This window comes from Photobacterium sp. SKA34, from assembly GCF_000153325.1.
Taxonomy (GTDB): domain Bacteria; phylum Pseudomonadota; class Gammaproteobacteria; order Enterobacterales; family Vibrionaceae; genus Photobacterium.
On record NZ_CH724141.1, the window covers coordinates 837,138 to 851,790 of the forward strand.

General features: G+C 37.8%; 11 protein-coding genes and 2 pseudogenes. 5 read left to right on the forward strand and 8 right to left on the reverse strand.

Translation table 11 applies throughout. The annotated features are described in order from the left end of the window. The 3 genes and pseudogenes from SKA34_RS23275 to SKA34_RS05265 all read right to left on the reverse strand — a co-directional run. A pseudogene (locus SKA34_RS23275) lies at positions 1 to 273 on the reverse strand (proline dehydrogenase); the annotation flags it as partial. Beyond that, positions 263 to 3,445: a bifunctional proline dehydrogenase/L-glutamate gamma-semialdehyde dehydrogenase PutA gene (gene putA, locus SKA34_RS05260; protein ID WP_006644472.1), complete on the reverse strand. Its 3,183-nt coding sequence runs from the start codon at positions 3,443 to 3,445 to the stop codon at positions 263 to 265. The pseudogene SKA34_RS23275 and the gene putA, both read right to left, overlap by 11 nt. Before the next feature lie 193 nt (positions 3,446 to 3,638). Then, the gene (locus tag SKA34_RS05265; protein WP_006644474.1) at positions 3,639 to 4,397 is read right to left on the reverse strand and encodes an AraC family transcriptional regulator; all 759 of its coding nucleotides are present in this window, start codon (positions 4,395 to 4,397) and stop codon (positions 3,639 to 3,641) included. Between the two features lie 1,116 nt (positions 4,398 to 5,513). Here SKA34_RS05265 and SKA34_RS05270 point away from each other — a divergent pair. From SKA34_RS05270 to SKA34_RS05285, 4 genes are read left to right on the forward strand one after another with little or no spacing between them, the layout of a single operon-like run. Beyond that, positions 5,514 to 6,563 carry an HlyD family secretion protein gene (locus SKA34_RS05270; RefSeq protein ID WP_006644475.1) on the forward strand — a complete coding sequence of 350 codons (1,050 nt, stop codon included), beginning with the start codon at positions 5,514 to 5,516 and terminating at the stop codon, positions 6,561 to 6,563. Positions 6,564 to 6,587: 24 nt separating this feature from the next. Beyond that, positions 6,588 to 7,598, forward strand: a complete 1,011-nt coding sequence (locus SKA34_RS05275; RefSeq protein WP_039859724.1) for a DUF2955 domain-containing protein — start codon at positions 6,588 to 6,590, stop codon at positions 7,596 to 7,598. Further along, positions 7,564 to 8,022, forward strand: coding sequence for a MarR family winged helix-turn-helix transcriptional regulator (locus tag SKA34_RS05280; RefSeq protein ID WP_039859725.1), 459 nt, complete (start codon positions 7,564 to 7,566; stop codon positions 8,020 to 8,022). The genes SKA34_RS05275 and SKA34_RS05280 overlap by 35 nt, the downstream gene beginning before the upstream one ends. A 23-nt stretch (positions 8,023 to 8,045) precedes the next feature. Continuing rightward, a complete protein-coding gene (locus tag SKA34_RS05285) occupies positions 8,046 to 8,831 on the forward strand; it encodes a PhzF family phenazine biosynthesis protein (protein ID WP_006644478.1) in 786 nt (261 codons plus the stop codon). Positions 8,832 to 9,002: 171 nt separating this feature from the next. Here the strand turns inward: SKA34_RS05285 and SKA34_RS05290 are convergent, their stop codons facing one another. Further along, positions 9,003 to 9,260 carry an HAD family acid phosphatase gene (locus tag SKA34_RS05290; RefSeq protein WP_050764777.1) on the reverse strand — a complete coding sequence of 86 codons (258 nt, stop codon included), beginning with the start codon at positions 9,258 to 9,260 and terminating at the stop codon, positions 9,003 to 9,005. A 36-nt stretch (positions 9,261 to 9,296) separates the two neighbouring features. Here SKA34_RS05290 and SKA34_RS05295 point away from each other — a divergent pair. Further along, a pseudogene (locus tag SKA34_RS05295) lies at positions 9,297 to 10,069 on the forward strand (IS66 family transposase); the annotation flags it as partial. A gap of 300 nt (positions 10,070 to 10,369) precedes the next feature. Here the strand turns inward: SKA34_RS05295 and SKA34_RS05300 are convergent. The 4 genes from SKA34_RS05300 to SKA34_RS05315 are packed head-to-tail and all read right to left on the reverse strand — an operon-like array spanning position 10,370 to position 14,616. Then, a complete protein-coding gene (locus SKA34_RS05300; RefSeq protein ID WP_006644481.1) occupies positions 10,370 to 11,722 on the reverse strand; it encodes a hypothetical protein in 1,353 nt (450 codons plus the stop codon). After that, complete coding sequence (locus tag SKA34_RS05305; protein WP_006644482.1) at positions 11,709 to 12,497, reverse strand: glycosyltransferase family 2 protein; 789 nt, start codon at positions 12,495 to 12,497, stop codon at positions 11,709 to 11,711. Before SKA34_RS05305 ends, SKA34_RS05300 begins: the two co-directional genes overlap by 14 nt. Further along, positions 12,494 to 13,501 (reverse strand): glycosyltransferase, encoded by a 1,008-nt coding sequence (locus SKA34_RS05310; protein ID WP_006644483.1) that lies wholly within the window; start codon positions 13,499 to 13,501, stop codon positions 12,494 to 12,496. Before SKA34_RS05310 ends, SKA34_RS05305 begins: the two co-directional genes overlap by 4 nt. After that, entirely contained in the window at positions 13,498 to 14,616 is a 1,119-nt protein-coding gene (locus SKA34_RS05315; protein ID WP_006644484.1) for an FAD-dependent oxidoreductase, read from the reverse strand. The genes SKA34_RS05310 and SKA34_RS05315 overlap by 4 nt, the downstream gene beginning before the upstream one ends. Positions 14,617 to 14,653 lie beyond the last annotated feature (37 nt).

Consider the following 14,653-nt stretch of genomic DNA (forward strand, 5'->3'; position numbering starts at 1 on the left):
AACAAATACGCCGCGTCCAACACAATAAAGCGTGTTACTTTCTCCTGTTGGCCCTGGCATTACTTGCATCTCAGCCACCATTTCCTGTGCATTGTTACACTGAAAATTCACCATCATCGCAGATTGATTATCTAGCGATTTTGCCCAGCGGCGTAGAATAGCGATTCGCGTTTCAAAGTCCAGATCATTCCATACAGAAGCAGCAAAAATGCTACCTTTTAGTGATTTTTGTAATAGCGGAGATAACGCCATTAACTGCGAATTATTTTTCATCGTTTACTCCTTCTATCTCGCGCTGAATAGTGACGTTAATTGACGCAATAGTTGAATGCATAAAACGGTACAAATAATGAGGTCCACCCGCTTTAGGTCCTGTTCCTGATAATCCCCGACCACCAAAAGGCTGGACACCAACAACGGCTCCCACTTGATCGCGGTTGATATAACAATTACCAACTTTGGCACGTGACGCTATTTCACTATAGGTACGCTCATTTCGACTATGTATCCCCATCGTTAAACCAAATCCCGTTTGATTAATTTGATTAACAACTTGATCGATCTCACTCGCCTTAAAACGCACAATATGCAGAATTGGGCCAAAGTGCTCTTGCTCTAAAAGATTAATATGTTGAATTTCAATGGCCGTCGGCGGAACAAAATCGCCACTCGCACAACTGTCTGGCAGCGGCGTTTGGCAAATCAATCGCGCTTGGTTTTTTAACGATTCGATATGAGTAAGGAGCTTTTGTTTCGCCGCAAGATCAATTACAGGTCCCACATCGGTAGCATGTAATTGAGGATCCCCAATCTTAAGCTCAGCCATTGCCCCTTTAATCAAAGTGATCACACGTTCTGCAATATCTTGCTGAATAAAGAGTACGCGTAATGCTGAACAACGTTGACCTGCAGATGCAAACGCTGAACGTAATACATCACGTACTACTTGTTCAGGTAGCGCTGTACTATCAACGATCATTGCATTTTGACCGCCAGTTTCGGCAATAAATGGGACTGGCTCGCAATCACGTGCCATTAATGTTCGATTAATCAATTGAGCTGTTGGTGTTGAACCTGTGAAGGCGACACCAGCAATACGCTCATCTGACGTCAATTGATGGCCTATCTCACGACCCAGCCCTGTCACTAATTGAATAACACCTTGTGGAATGCCAGTAAGCAGAAGTAATTCAATTGCACGGCAAGCAATCAATGACGTTTGCTCTGCAGGTTTAGCCACTACCGTATTACCAGCAACTAAAGCGGCACACACTTGGCCTAAGAAAATAGCTAAAGGGAAATTCCAAGGACTAATACAAACAAAGACACCACGTCCTTGATAGGCCATCTCTTGGTCGACACCATCAAAGCTAGTGATGCGTTTAGGCTTATCAAAATTCGTTTGTGCTTGCTCTGCGTAATAACGGCAAAAATCCACCGCTTCACGAATTTCATCAATTGCATCGTGGATTGTTTTGCCTGCTTCACGATGACATAACGCCACTAATTCCGCTTGATGTAATTCAAGTTTATCGGCCAATAGTAATAAGTAATTCGCACGCTCGCTTGCAGAGCGTTGTGACCAATCTGTAAAAGCATCATGGGCAGATGCTATCGCTGTATCCACTTGTGATGATGTGGCATAGATAAGCTCACCCACCACTTCCTCACGATCATAAGGTGCCGTCACGCAAACTCGCTCGGCAGCCAAAATAGCCGTCGGTTTTCCATTTAAAATAGGTGATGCTTTCCACTTCACCTTATCAAAGGCACGTATCGCCTGATGAAAAGGTTGCCACTGTGATTCAATATCGATATTGATACTTGATGAGTTTTTACGTTCAGAGCCAAAAATATCTATCGGTAATGGGATCAAACTATTGTGCAATGTCTTACGTTGCTTAAGCACATCAACAGGGTGTTGTGTGAGCTCGGCAATAGGACAATTAGCATCAACCAAGCGATGAACAAATGAACTATTCGCACCATTTTCTAACAAACGACGAACAAGGTATGGCAGTAAGTCTTTATGGCTTCCCACTGGAGCATAAATACGTACCTGTGTTTTATGCATATCCATCACATGGTTATATAGCGCATCCCCCATGCCATGTAGGCGTTGGAACTCAAAGCAAGGATGCTTCGCCATCGCGACAATAGCACTTATCGTGTGAGCATTATGAGTAGCAAATTGTGGGTAGATCAGCCCTTTTAGAGGCTCTGATAGTAGAAACCTTGCACAGGCTAAATAAGAACTGTCTGTCGCTTCTTTACGCGTAAAAACAGGATAACCATTAAAGCCAGCTTGCTGAGAAAGTTTAAGTTCACTATCCCAATAGGCTCCTTTTACTAATCGAAGTGGGATCACATCACCTTGTTGTTTTGAAAGAGCAGCAATCCACGCTAATACTGGTAGAGCACGTTTCGAATAGGCTTGTACAACTAAACCGAAACGCCCCCAACCTTTCACTTCTTTTGCGCGATACAGTTTTTCAAACAGCTTCAATGACAATTCTAATCTGTCTGCTTCTTCAGCATCAATCGTGATCCCACCGTTATGCTGGCGGGCAAAAATTAATAGATCAAGAACAGAATGGTACATTTCCTCTAACACACGCGCTTCATTGGCGACTTCGTAACGAGGATGCAATGCAGATAGCTTAATTGATACAGTAGGATCTGATGATTGACGCGCCGATTGAGTCGAAATGGCACTATTTATCTTCCCTACCGCTTTAATCGCCGTTAGGTAGTCATTGTAATATTTTTCGGCATCTTGAGCGGTTAGCGCCGCTTCACCTAGCATGTCGAATGAATAAGTAAACCCTTGCTCTCGTTTAGGTTTGCCGTTTTTCATCGCCTCAGATATATCTCGCCCTAAAACAAATTGGTGCCCCATGATTTTCATCGCTTGGTGCATGGCTTGTCTGATCATTGGCTCTGACATTTTATTAACCAAGCGGTTAATCACATTCGTTGGTGTACCGTCTTGTTTAGCATCTAACGTTACTACTTTCCCTGTTAGCATGAGCCCCCATGTTGAGGCATTCACAAACAATGAATCAGAATTTTTAAGATGAGATTTCCAATCAGCAACACTTAATTTATCGCGAATAAGGGCATCGGCAGTAGCAGAGTCAGGAATACGCATCAGTGCTTCAGCTAAGCACATTAATAAAATCCCTTCTTTGGTCTCTAAACTGTATTCCAATAGCAATGCGTCAATCATTTGCACCGCATTTTTATCCGCACGGACACGAGCAATAAGCTCACTGGCTTGCTCTGCACTATATGTACGTTCTTCATCTGTAGGTTCTGCTAATGGCAGCAACTGTGTTAACCACTCAGACTCATCAACAGCATACAGTGGTGAAATTAATGCCCATAATTGAGCTAAAGGCTTCTCTATAAAGGAAGAATGGAGTGTATCAACGGCTTTAAACATTAGGTTTCCTCTATGGCATTACCAGGAGATACAAAATACCCCAACAGTAATGTTGTTAAACTGTTACTGGAAAAAGATATTATGGTTAAAGCTCAATGCCGTCTTATTCATTCCTACGAAAAATTTTAGTTATTCTCCGCACATCGGTAATACGAGATCTAAAGCAGGTCAGTAAAAGAGGTAAAAGTTAATATCAAACATGATCTTGATAACGAGTAGCTGGATAGCCATAAAGACGACGAAAAGCCTGACTAAAACTGCTTTGACTAGAAAAACCACATAACTGCGCGATTTGAGACAGAGGCATCCGTTGCCCTAAAATTAATTGTTTAGCGAATTCCAGTCGTTTGCGTAAAACATATTGGTGGGGAGTAATACCGATCTGCTCTTTGAACAGTAAATAAAACTGACTTTGAGCCAAGAAAACCAAACTTGCTAACTCAGCAACCGAAATTTTCTGATCAAGATGTTGTTGAATATAGCTATCAATTAAAGTGATATCTAACCTTGAGATTGGTTTTTCTTGAGTAGGAGAAATAAGACTTCGCTTTAATAAGTAAAATATTGTTTGGCTTATACTATTACTCAACTCTGTATCTGTTTTAGATTGTTGTGCTTCAGCAGTAAGTAAATAGATGAGTTGTTGAGTACGCAAATCAAGATTGAAATAGCCAGAGCGTGATGATTCTACAAATATAGTCATACTATTATCAGAACATCTCAACGGTGTATTCACGACTAATACTTGATTATGTTGATCACCATAAAAGCTGTGTTCTACATTGGCACTCACTGCACAGCCCGAGCCAGCAAGTACTCCCTTTTTTACCCCTTTAATATCAAATTCACTTTGCCCTGTTAGGCCTACGACCATTTGATGGTAATTATGAGCATGACGAGTCATCGAATCAGAAAGACTTACGATATTAAATGTTGTCGTTGCGTTTTCCATCGAATTCTCCTTTATTCCATGTGATCAATTCATTTACGGCTAATCACTCCATCATTTATTGCACATAAAAAGTAAAAGTAATAGCGGCATGTATACAGTCAAAATATCTATACCACGAATACAGGTGTAGAACTTACTAATACCTAATAGGAATTATCAAATATATAAAACTTATCACAAATTAAATTACTTAATAATTGTCGATCAAACCACTAACACAACATAACTCAACGAGCTATAACCTCTCATTATAAAAGTGTACAAAAAAACATCAGTCATATTTGATGATTAGTTAGAGTTACCCACTGAATTTGTGGATAACATATATTTTAATTTTATTTTCAATATCTTATGATTTTCAATAGGAATAATAAATAATTATTGTGATTTTCTGAATTATTTATAAATCTCTAAAAATAAAAAGCCGCACTATTGCAGTGCGGCTTGGTGTTGCTATTAGTGTACTTACTCGGCACACCAATATTGTTACGCTTCGCCACTCATTACGTTGAGCTTGCCGTGTCCCACAATATTTGTGCGGACCGATATATATTGGCGAAGAAGCAAATTTTAAAAGGTGTCGCTTACCAAATTGTTAACAACTAAGTTGTCACTTAGAAGCTTTTACATGTGTAGCTTTTACTGTGTAATTTTTACAATGTTACATTTTACTTTGTTGCTTTTACATGTATTGCTTTGTCTACGTTTCATATGTTGCGCGATGCAACTGAATGACTACCAATAACGGGTCGAAGAGGTCTATTAATAGTCACTGATACCTGTATCCGTGAGTCTTTAAAAACAGCTCCAATCCTCCGTAAGCTCGAGTAACTATCTCAATACAGGTTAAGTTAAATATGGTAGATAAACGCCAATTAGGCAAATTTCCACACTGAAAAAAATGTAAAAACAATTTCAAACACTACTAACGTCTTATTTATAAAACAAATTACCCGATTAAATATAACGGCTAGAATCTTATTATTTTCGACTCCACATTCGAAATTACCTCTTTCAACGCCATCACGAACAATACACAATCACCAAAATGTTGCACATGCAACATTAAAGAGTGTATGATTGCCTCTAGACTTTGTTGTATGGGTAACAAAAATAATGAAAACGAACATTTATTCTGTTCTTTTATATACCGTGATCGGTTTCGCTTTATCATTATCAGCTTTTCTTTTGATGACTGATAATGTGTCGCCATTCACCACGCAAGCCACTTTCTATAAATCAGTGGTGAATATTGCTCCTGAAGTATCGGGAAATATTACCCATGTTTATGTCGCTAATGGTCAATACGTTAACGCTAACCAACCTTTATTTTCTATTGATGAAAAGCCTTATCAAATTGCTGTCGCTCAAGCACAAGCCGAATTGCAACAAGCAAAGGAAGCCGATGCAGGAGCATGGCAGCAACTCGCAGCAGCACAACAAGTGGTGCTACAGAAAAAAACAATGTGGAAAAATACGCAAAATAAATTGGAGCGCTACCAAACATTGAGTCGTAAAGGGTTAACAACCCAACAAGAGCTTGATGATGCAATCAGTACTACTGATATCGCTAAAAGTGCTATTTCTGCAGCACAAGCAGATGTTCTAAAAATAAAAGCGACGTTATCAGATAAAAAAAACACCGCTGCCGTTGAACTCGCAAAGGCAAAATTAGATCGCGCAGAATGGGATCTCGCAAATACAACAGTGATGGCTAAAACGGCAGGAACTGTTAGTAATTTACATTTAGATACAGGGACTTATGTAAATAAAGGTACACCGATCCTTTTCCTCGTTAATGAGCAAAACAGTTGGCTAAGTGCCGACTTTAATGAGAAAGGTATTACACATTTACAACCCAAGCATCATGTATTAATCAGTTTTGATTCTCAACCTGGTCAGGTCTTTAAAGGCGAAATAGAAAATCAAGATCGCGCTGTTTTTAACGCGAGCAATCCATTAACACAACTATCAAACGTTACCAATGACACGCGTTGGATCCGCGAACAACAAAAAATCCGTACCCGTATTGCTGTCAATGTACCGCAACAAGATGTGATATCAGGATCTCGCGCAAGTGTCATTGTGCTTAATGGTAACCCTGTATTAGATGTACTCAGTTCACTATGGATCCATGTTATTGCCCTATTCCGCTACATCTACTAAGCCTAAAAACAACTCAGGTGGGATATGAAACATTCAATGAATACAGACGTACTACGTACCACATGCATTGTGTGCATCTGTATGATGCTCGGTAAGATTTTTCATGTAAATTCACATGTTTATTTTGCGCTATTTCCAATAATTATTGCGACTAAAGTGAAGGACTACAGTTGGAAAGGATTGAGCAAATCGTTCGCCTTAGTGTTGCTATCGGCTTACTGTGCGGTTTTCGTGTCTGAAGTCTTTAGCGATCACCCTTTTATTATTTGGACGATCAGTATTGTACTGTTTGATCAACTAAGAAAACGGGCAGATTCTCCCGCCAAAGTGGGCGCATTGTTTATGCCAACGATTAACTGGATTTTAAATATTGTCTTTGCACTACATACCACTAGGGATATGCCGCAACGTTTACACGAAGTCGGGTTAGCAATTGTTGTTAGCATCTGTGTAACCAAGCTGTTTTTCTGGCTATTACCACCGAAACCAACATCTGGCATTTTCAAACCTACCTCATCACCTGTCACCGCTCAACAACGCTTAACATCTGTTAGTTTGATTGGTTTGGGACTTGGTTTTTTAATGGTTGTAAATCTAATTTCTGGCGCATTTTGTATGGTGCCAGTTATTGCAGCGGCAACCCAAACCAGTCGAGAAGCATATTTAAAAATCGTCAAATCACGCTTTATTACCCAAGTCGGCGGATGTGCCATTGCCACGATATTTATGCTGATTATTGCCGGTTATCAAAGTGATATTATTGTTTATGGTTTGGGGCTATTTGCATTGATTTACGCGATCAGTTACAAAATTTATACCGATGAGGGCCCACACCAAGCGTTACATCCCGATATTTTGCTCGCAACCATGCTACCAATCCAACTTTATATGACCAATAGTGAGTTAGGATTGAGTAGTACTTTCCTTCGAGGATGGGAACTTAGCTGCACTTTAGGTATATTGGCTCTGTTTTATTTTATTACTACGGCGAAAAAACGTCATGTCACAGAACTACACAGATATCCCTTCTCTTAATGAGAGTTTGTCTTTTACTATGGGATTAGCCTATAAACAATTTCGTAGTATTGCCACCTCAGCCTTAGCGACGGAATTTGATATTACATTAGAAATGTTAGGTGCATTACGCGTTCTCAGTTATTTAGGCGAAGTGCCGCAACAAGCCGTCTCCGATGTTCTTCACCGCGAACGTTCAGTGACTAAACGTTTAATCGATAACTGTATTAAACGTGAATTAATCACCGTCCATAAATCAGAGCTAAACAAAAAAGCCCGCTATCTTGTGATTACTGATAAAGGTAGAGACATTGAGCAAAAAGCCACTGTGTGTATTGCTAATATCAATCAAGAGTTCTTTGCTCCACTAACAAATGAAGAACGCGAACTTTTATTTAAAATTAACAAAAAATTGATCCGACAAGACATACTTGTCAATTCTTAACTCACACGCAGGATAAACGCGATATGGATATTTTCGTTGTCGATGCTTTTACCGACCAACATTTCAAAGGTAATTCTGCGGCAGTCATGCCAGTTACCACTTTTCCAGATGCTTCATTAATGCAGCGTATTGCTGCTGAAAATAATCTGTCTGAAACGGCTTTTATTAAACCAACGGACGCTAATACCTATGCGATACGTTGGTTTTCTCCTCTAACTGAGATTGACTTTTGTGGTCATGCAACGCTTGCCTCTGCTTTTGTTCTGTATCAGTTTTACCAACTTAAAGGTGAGATCACTTTTACGACAGAGCAAGTCGGTACACTGACAGTAAAACAAGCCACCAATGGTAATATTGAAATGAACTTCCCTTGCCAACCCGGTGAAGAAGTTGAACCACCAGCCGCCTTACTTAAGGGATTATCTATTACACCCACCAAGGTGCTAAAAAACCGCCAAGCCTACGTTGCCGTTTTACCCAGTGAACAAGCAATACAAGATGTCATTTGCGATTCAGAGCAGCTTAAGAAACTCGCACCTCACGATATCGTTATCACTGCTCAATCGTCACAATATGATTTTGTGTCTCGTTATTTCTGGCCAGCAAATGGCGGTTATGAAGATCCAGTGACAGGTTCAATCCACACGGCTTTAGCGCCATATTGGGCTGAACAGCTCGATAAACGTGAATTAACCGCTTACCAAGCCTCTCAAAGAGGCGGAGTTTTACACTGTAAAATGATTGATAATGACCGCATTATTATTGCCGGATCAGCGGTTTTATATCTGCGTGGAAACGTTTATTTATAAACCTGTATAGTTCATCAAATCGAAGAAGGAGAGAAGTTTTTCTCTCCTTTTTATCACGATACTATTTCAAATCATTGATTATAAATATTTCTCACCATGAGAGGGAGTGTAGGGAAAGCGCCTTGTTTAGATTGAAAGCACCTCCCACACCTAGCTTTAGAAAAATCAAAATTAATCTTTAGACCACGTTCCATAAGAAGCATTAGGGAGAATTATCCAGTCATCACCAAAGTGGAATTTATTTTCCTTAACCAACTCACGCTGCTTCTCAGTCGTTTTCTTCGTTTTAAAAGGTGAAGCAAAATCAGCTAAACTATCACCGAAAAGCATAATTATTTTACTGGTTTGTCGTATGTGCTGCCTACGCTTCTCTTTACTCACTTCATCAAGGAGCACATTCCGCTGTTTTAATCGAATGCGTAAGGTCACATTTTTTCTGTCAATAGGAGCTTGGTGAACACTTACATAAAACAAGCGTTAAAGAAAGCGCCTTTGATTCATGCTGACGAAACGTCTCATCACCGAAATGATGAAACAAGTCTTCGTTGGTGTTGGTTAGTGATGACCTTGTCTATGAACAAATACTGTATTCGCACTCGACCTCATCAGCGAAAAAGGTCATTGATGAAGACTATGCAGGTATTGTGGTCAGCGACCAGTGCCCAAGCTATAACTGGATAGCCGCAGACCGTCATCAGTTATGTTGGGCGCATGTTAAGCGCAACCTTCAACAAATGGCGGATTATAGTGGTGGTGGTCATACTGCCTATATAGGGAAGCACCTTTGTTTATTGACTAACGTTATTTTTCATACACGACATCGTTATGAGCAAGGTGAATTAGGTTATTCACTGTACTTGCGGCGAATGCGTAGGTTGCAAAAATCATTTGACCATTGGTTAAACAAAGGAACGGACGTGATGGTCAAGCGAAATCGGGGGCGATGCAAGTTGCTGATCAAACATAGGGAAAGCTTGTGGGTTTTCCTCAAGAAAACGTCAATCCCCTTAACTAATAATGAAGCTGAGCGATGTATTAGAGGCTTTGTCATTCAAAGGAAAATCAGCTTCGGAACGACCTCGGATGCAGGCGATAAATTCCGTAGTAGGATCCATATGCTCATAGAAACCTGCAAAAAGCGTGGCTTATCAGCAATGTCAGTGTTGAGCGATATCATCATTATCAGGGTTCAAGTTAAGTCGCGAAATAATGCGGAGTTATTGGCGCTTACTAAATAGATAATGATCCGATCATCAAAATCAGGATTAGTTCAGTCGAAAATAAAGAATATTTAATCCTTCGGTGCAAGCGAACATAAATTAACCGTGTAGTTTGGTATTTAATCAATTAAACCCTACAAATCATGTGAGATCTCGCCCTGGAAATATAATGAATTCCCAGAATGATCACTCAATAGCCAAAGTGGGATCAATTGCGTAAGGGCACACTTTTTATGTCAATAGGGCTTGGTGAACACTTACACGAAATCAACCATTACATTATTTCTAACCGTTTCATAACAAGCCCTAACTATCAGTTTAAATTCTTTCTTCAGAGAAATATACACCTGGTTTTATTGTTAGCAATAATATTAGTAATGAGCAGAGTGTTGTCATTACGATAGAGTAATAAAAATATCTGAAATCATGAGCTTGCGTAAAAGGAATATATCCGCATATATATGAAATTGAGGATAGAGGTAGCATCCAAAATGGTAATCTATACACCCTTTTCTTTGTAGTAAAGTAAATTAGCTGTAAAAATGATAATATAACCCAAAAAAAAGGTTTGAAAATAAAAGAAAATACTTTCTCTGTCGATGTAATATAACTTTCAACTAGTAATTGTCCATACTCCCCATTAATCCTTTTTGTGACTCGAACGTGATTGAAACTTTCTTCATCAGCTATGTAATAAGGAGGCTGATAAAGGCTTTTCTCATAATAATAGTAGGGGGCTGTTTTGGGATCTCTCAAAGATTTAATAAAAAGTGAGGCTCTATATTTAAAGTAGATTTTAAAGTTGTTTTTTACAGTATGCTTCCATTCTTCTGTTAGTTTTATGTAATCATTTTCCATTAAGCTTTTCATCTTTTTTAAATCACATATCCCGGCACCAACATTATTTAAATTTAATATATTACATTTTTTATATTTGTTGATTTCTTTATGACTAAATAAGGATGAATCTGGAACTTGACCTCCTGCCATTCTTATAGCGACAATATCGTCTATCATCGTATAACTAAAGCCATGACCATTTTTAGCACCCCAAAAATCATTCAATAATTTTGGTATATATGAAAAATACAATGCTATTATTATTGATGATATTATTATTGATTTTTTTGCATTTAATTTGAATATGCATATCAAGAGAAATGGAAGAACGAATATAGCGCCTGCTGGTGAGTTTGAACGAACCAGAATCCCGTAAAAAAATAGAGAAAAAATCAAAAAAACAATCAACTTACCTTCTTTTTTTATGCTATAGAAAAGTGCCAGCGCAACAGATAGAAACCATGTGTAAGCTAATGCTACATCTTTCCAAATTACAAATTCAAAGTTAAAGATCCAAGGTAAGAAAGGAACACATAAGAAAAGGTAGCTTAACTTGTTCCCTTCGAAGATTCTGTGCATCAAATAACTAGAAGAGAATAGTAAAAACAATTGAAAATATAACATTCCTCCTACTCCTAGAGGGGGGATTAAATACGACCATAACCAAGACATCACAGGTGGATGCCAATCATCAATAATACCTAGTTCAGCTTGATATAGTTGTACAATACTATCTTTAGTCATAAATCCTGGAGAGAAAATATAACAAATAAAAATGAATAATAATGTATATAAAGTAAGTTCTATATATAATAGATTATTTCTTTTCATAGTATCCTACAACGCATTTAATTAAAGTAATCAAAACTGTTAAATTTCCTATAATAGGAGATATCTTAGTTGGAATCTTTCCTAATGGGTAAGATCTCGCAACTGGAATCTCAATGCACTTAAAGCCTTCTTTTGCTGCTTTAATAGCCAAATAATAATGAAATTCGTAGCTTGTAAAAACATCTCTAAATATAGCCATATCATAATCAAGTAACAAATTTTTACTGTAGGCTCTAAAACCATTTGTAGTATCGGTATACTTAAAACCTGAAGCCATTCTCATTATTGGTACATGTAAAAGCTTCAATCCTACTAACCGAGAGACAGGCGTATTGATAGCCTTCCCACCAGGGATAAAGCGAGATCCTTGAATATGGTCATAACCTTCTTCTAGCTTTATGACAAAATCATTGATGTTTTCGACGCTATCTTTATTGTTGCCATCAATTACAACGATACCTTTGTAACCTTTTTTTAAGGCCCAAGAAAAGGCAATTCTCATTTGACTACCTAGTTTACCTCTCTCTTGTTTTACTAGTAAGGTATTCACATTTAATGCTTGTAGCGCTTTTGTATCCGTTGAACCATCAGTACTACCACCATCAGATATGATTACATCGACATGTAGTTGGGAATCTTTCATTCGCTGCAATTGTTTATGCAGTTTTTCACCTTCATTAATAACAAATATTGCAACACAATAATCATGTTCTTTAGCCGAAGTAAATACCTCATCATATTTTGGAACTTGGTGATCAGTTGAGTCTACAGTCATTTGTTTCTTCCTGTTTGGCTTTTATTAACTTCATTGTTAACAGAGGTAAATAAGACATTGCTACGATATTCATTTAACATAACAGAGCTGTTTTTCTCATATACAACGTTATAATCTTTATTTTCACTTCGGGCGTTTAATAACCGAGCTAAATACTCACCAAAAAATGATAGCATAGTGAATAAAATGGCAAATAAAGTAGACATAAAAAGAATTGTTGTTGTCCAACCAGAAGCTACCGTGTCATTTATTAAATGGACTAATAGACTATAAATTGAAAAAATCATTGCCAAAATACTACCCATGATGCCTAAAAAGCTCATCCAACGAAGTGGTTTAGTTGAGTTAAAAATCATATGATGAAGTGTTTCAGTTATCCCACTTGCTATATTTTTTTTCTTATTTGGGTGAGTGTATTTATTGGCATCAAAAGGGTGAAGATTATATCCAACATTAGCCATTCTCATATGTAACTTGCAATAATAACGGCCAGATTCTGTAATAGCATTAACCGCTCTTCTGCTAAAGCAAAATGTTCCAGTGCTATCATTTGGTAACGTATACCCGATGGATTTTAACAATCCAGTTGATATCATTTTGATTTTTTTATACAAATATGAGGTTACTTTATTTGATGTGCATACAATAATATCATTACCTAATAAAGCACATTCCATTAATGGTAATACGGCCTCTATATCATCACTTTCAATGTTTAAATTGATAACAAAATCACCGATTGCATTCTCTAGTCCAGCAGCAAGAGCAACATCGTTGCTCTCTGCTTGTGACAAACGGATATGTCTTATAGATTGATGAGTTGCCAAAGATTTAGGAATTTCTTGTTCTAAACCATCTTTGGAGTTTTGGTCAATAATGACAATTTCATAGTCATTAAGGTGATGGTCTAAATATGGAGATAGTTTATCTATATACCTTGTTAATTTCTCTGTTTGATTATTAACGACTAATACAATAGAGATAAAAGTATCACTTTTTATCATTTGTCTAACCCTAATTCATTAATTGTTTGTATGACGTCATACACATTATCAATTTTTCCGCCCATTACACAATGAAGCCCTGGCAATCCGTAATTTGCTTTAAATAAAATGGGACGTGAATCATCTGTGCCACTGCGAGGTAATATTGTTTTTACTTCCCATAATGATTCTTTATATTTTATATTTTCAAGCATAGGGATATAACGTTGAGCATCTAATTGCATTTTTTTGAATGCTGTTCTGCGCTGGTTTTCTCTTGCCAGTTTATGGGCGTTTAAATAGGTATTGTCGTTATTATCATCCCACTCGTAATGTGGTGTATAACGTACATGACTAAAAGAATGAGCTTGTTTAGATGGAAAAGGCATAATAGAAAAAAATGGGCCGCACATAACAGTTATTCCAACTTTTTTCAGCTCATCAGGGACATCAACGATACACATTTCAGTCATTTCGTGCCTTAAAGGAATAAGTTCAAGACTCGACTCTGATAAGACTGAGTTTAGCAATGAATAAGTGCAGTTAAATACTTGTTTACTAGTAAACTTTTGTTCTTCTGCGCCAGAGTTAACGGTAAGCTCTAAACTAGAGTTAATTTTTTTTATTCTAGACACTTCGTGATTAAACAAAATCTTAACATTACTATTTTGTAATCTGTTCAGCATCGTTTCTTTCAAGAGGACTGAATTAAATGCAAACTCTTTTACCTTGAAGATGCCATCAATCATATTCGGTTTAACTAATTGATGTATTGCCGATGATGCAGGCTCGTGTGAGGCACCAATTCGATCACAGAACTTTTCAAATTGGTTAGGGGTAACTTTACCTAACCGATTAGATATCATGTAATATTTATCAAAACCACTATCAATACATGATTCGAACTCATCAACAAATCGAGGAAAAGAGATGCGTGAACGTAAAGCGGTAAGGACACTCCTAGGGTAATGATACCCATTATGCACGCGAGCTTGGTTTATGTAAGATGCTCTTTGCATTGCATCATTTTCTTTTTCGATAACTAATACTTTTTTATTGAGCAAAGCGTAGTATTCAGCAAGATATAAGCCAAAAAAACCACCGCCAATAATTGTGATATCTACATTATTATTCATCAGCTAATTAATTGTTAACGCAACAACCCCAAGAGTA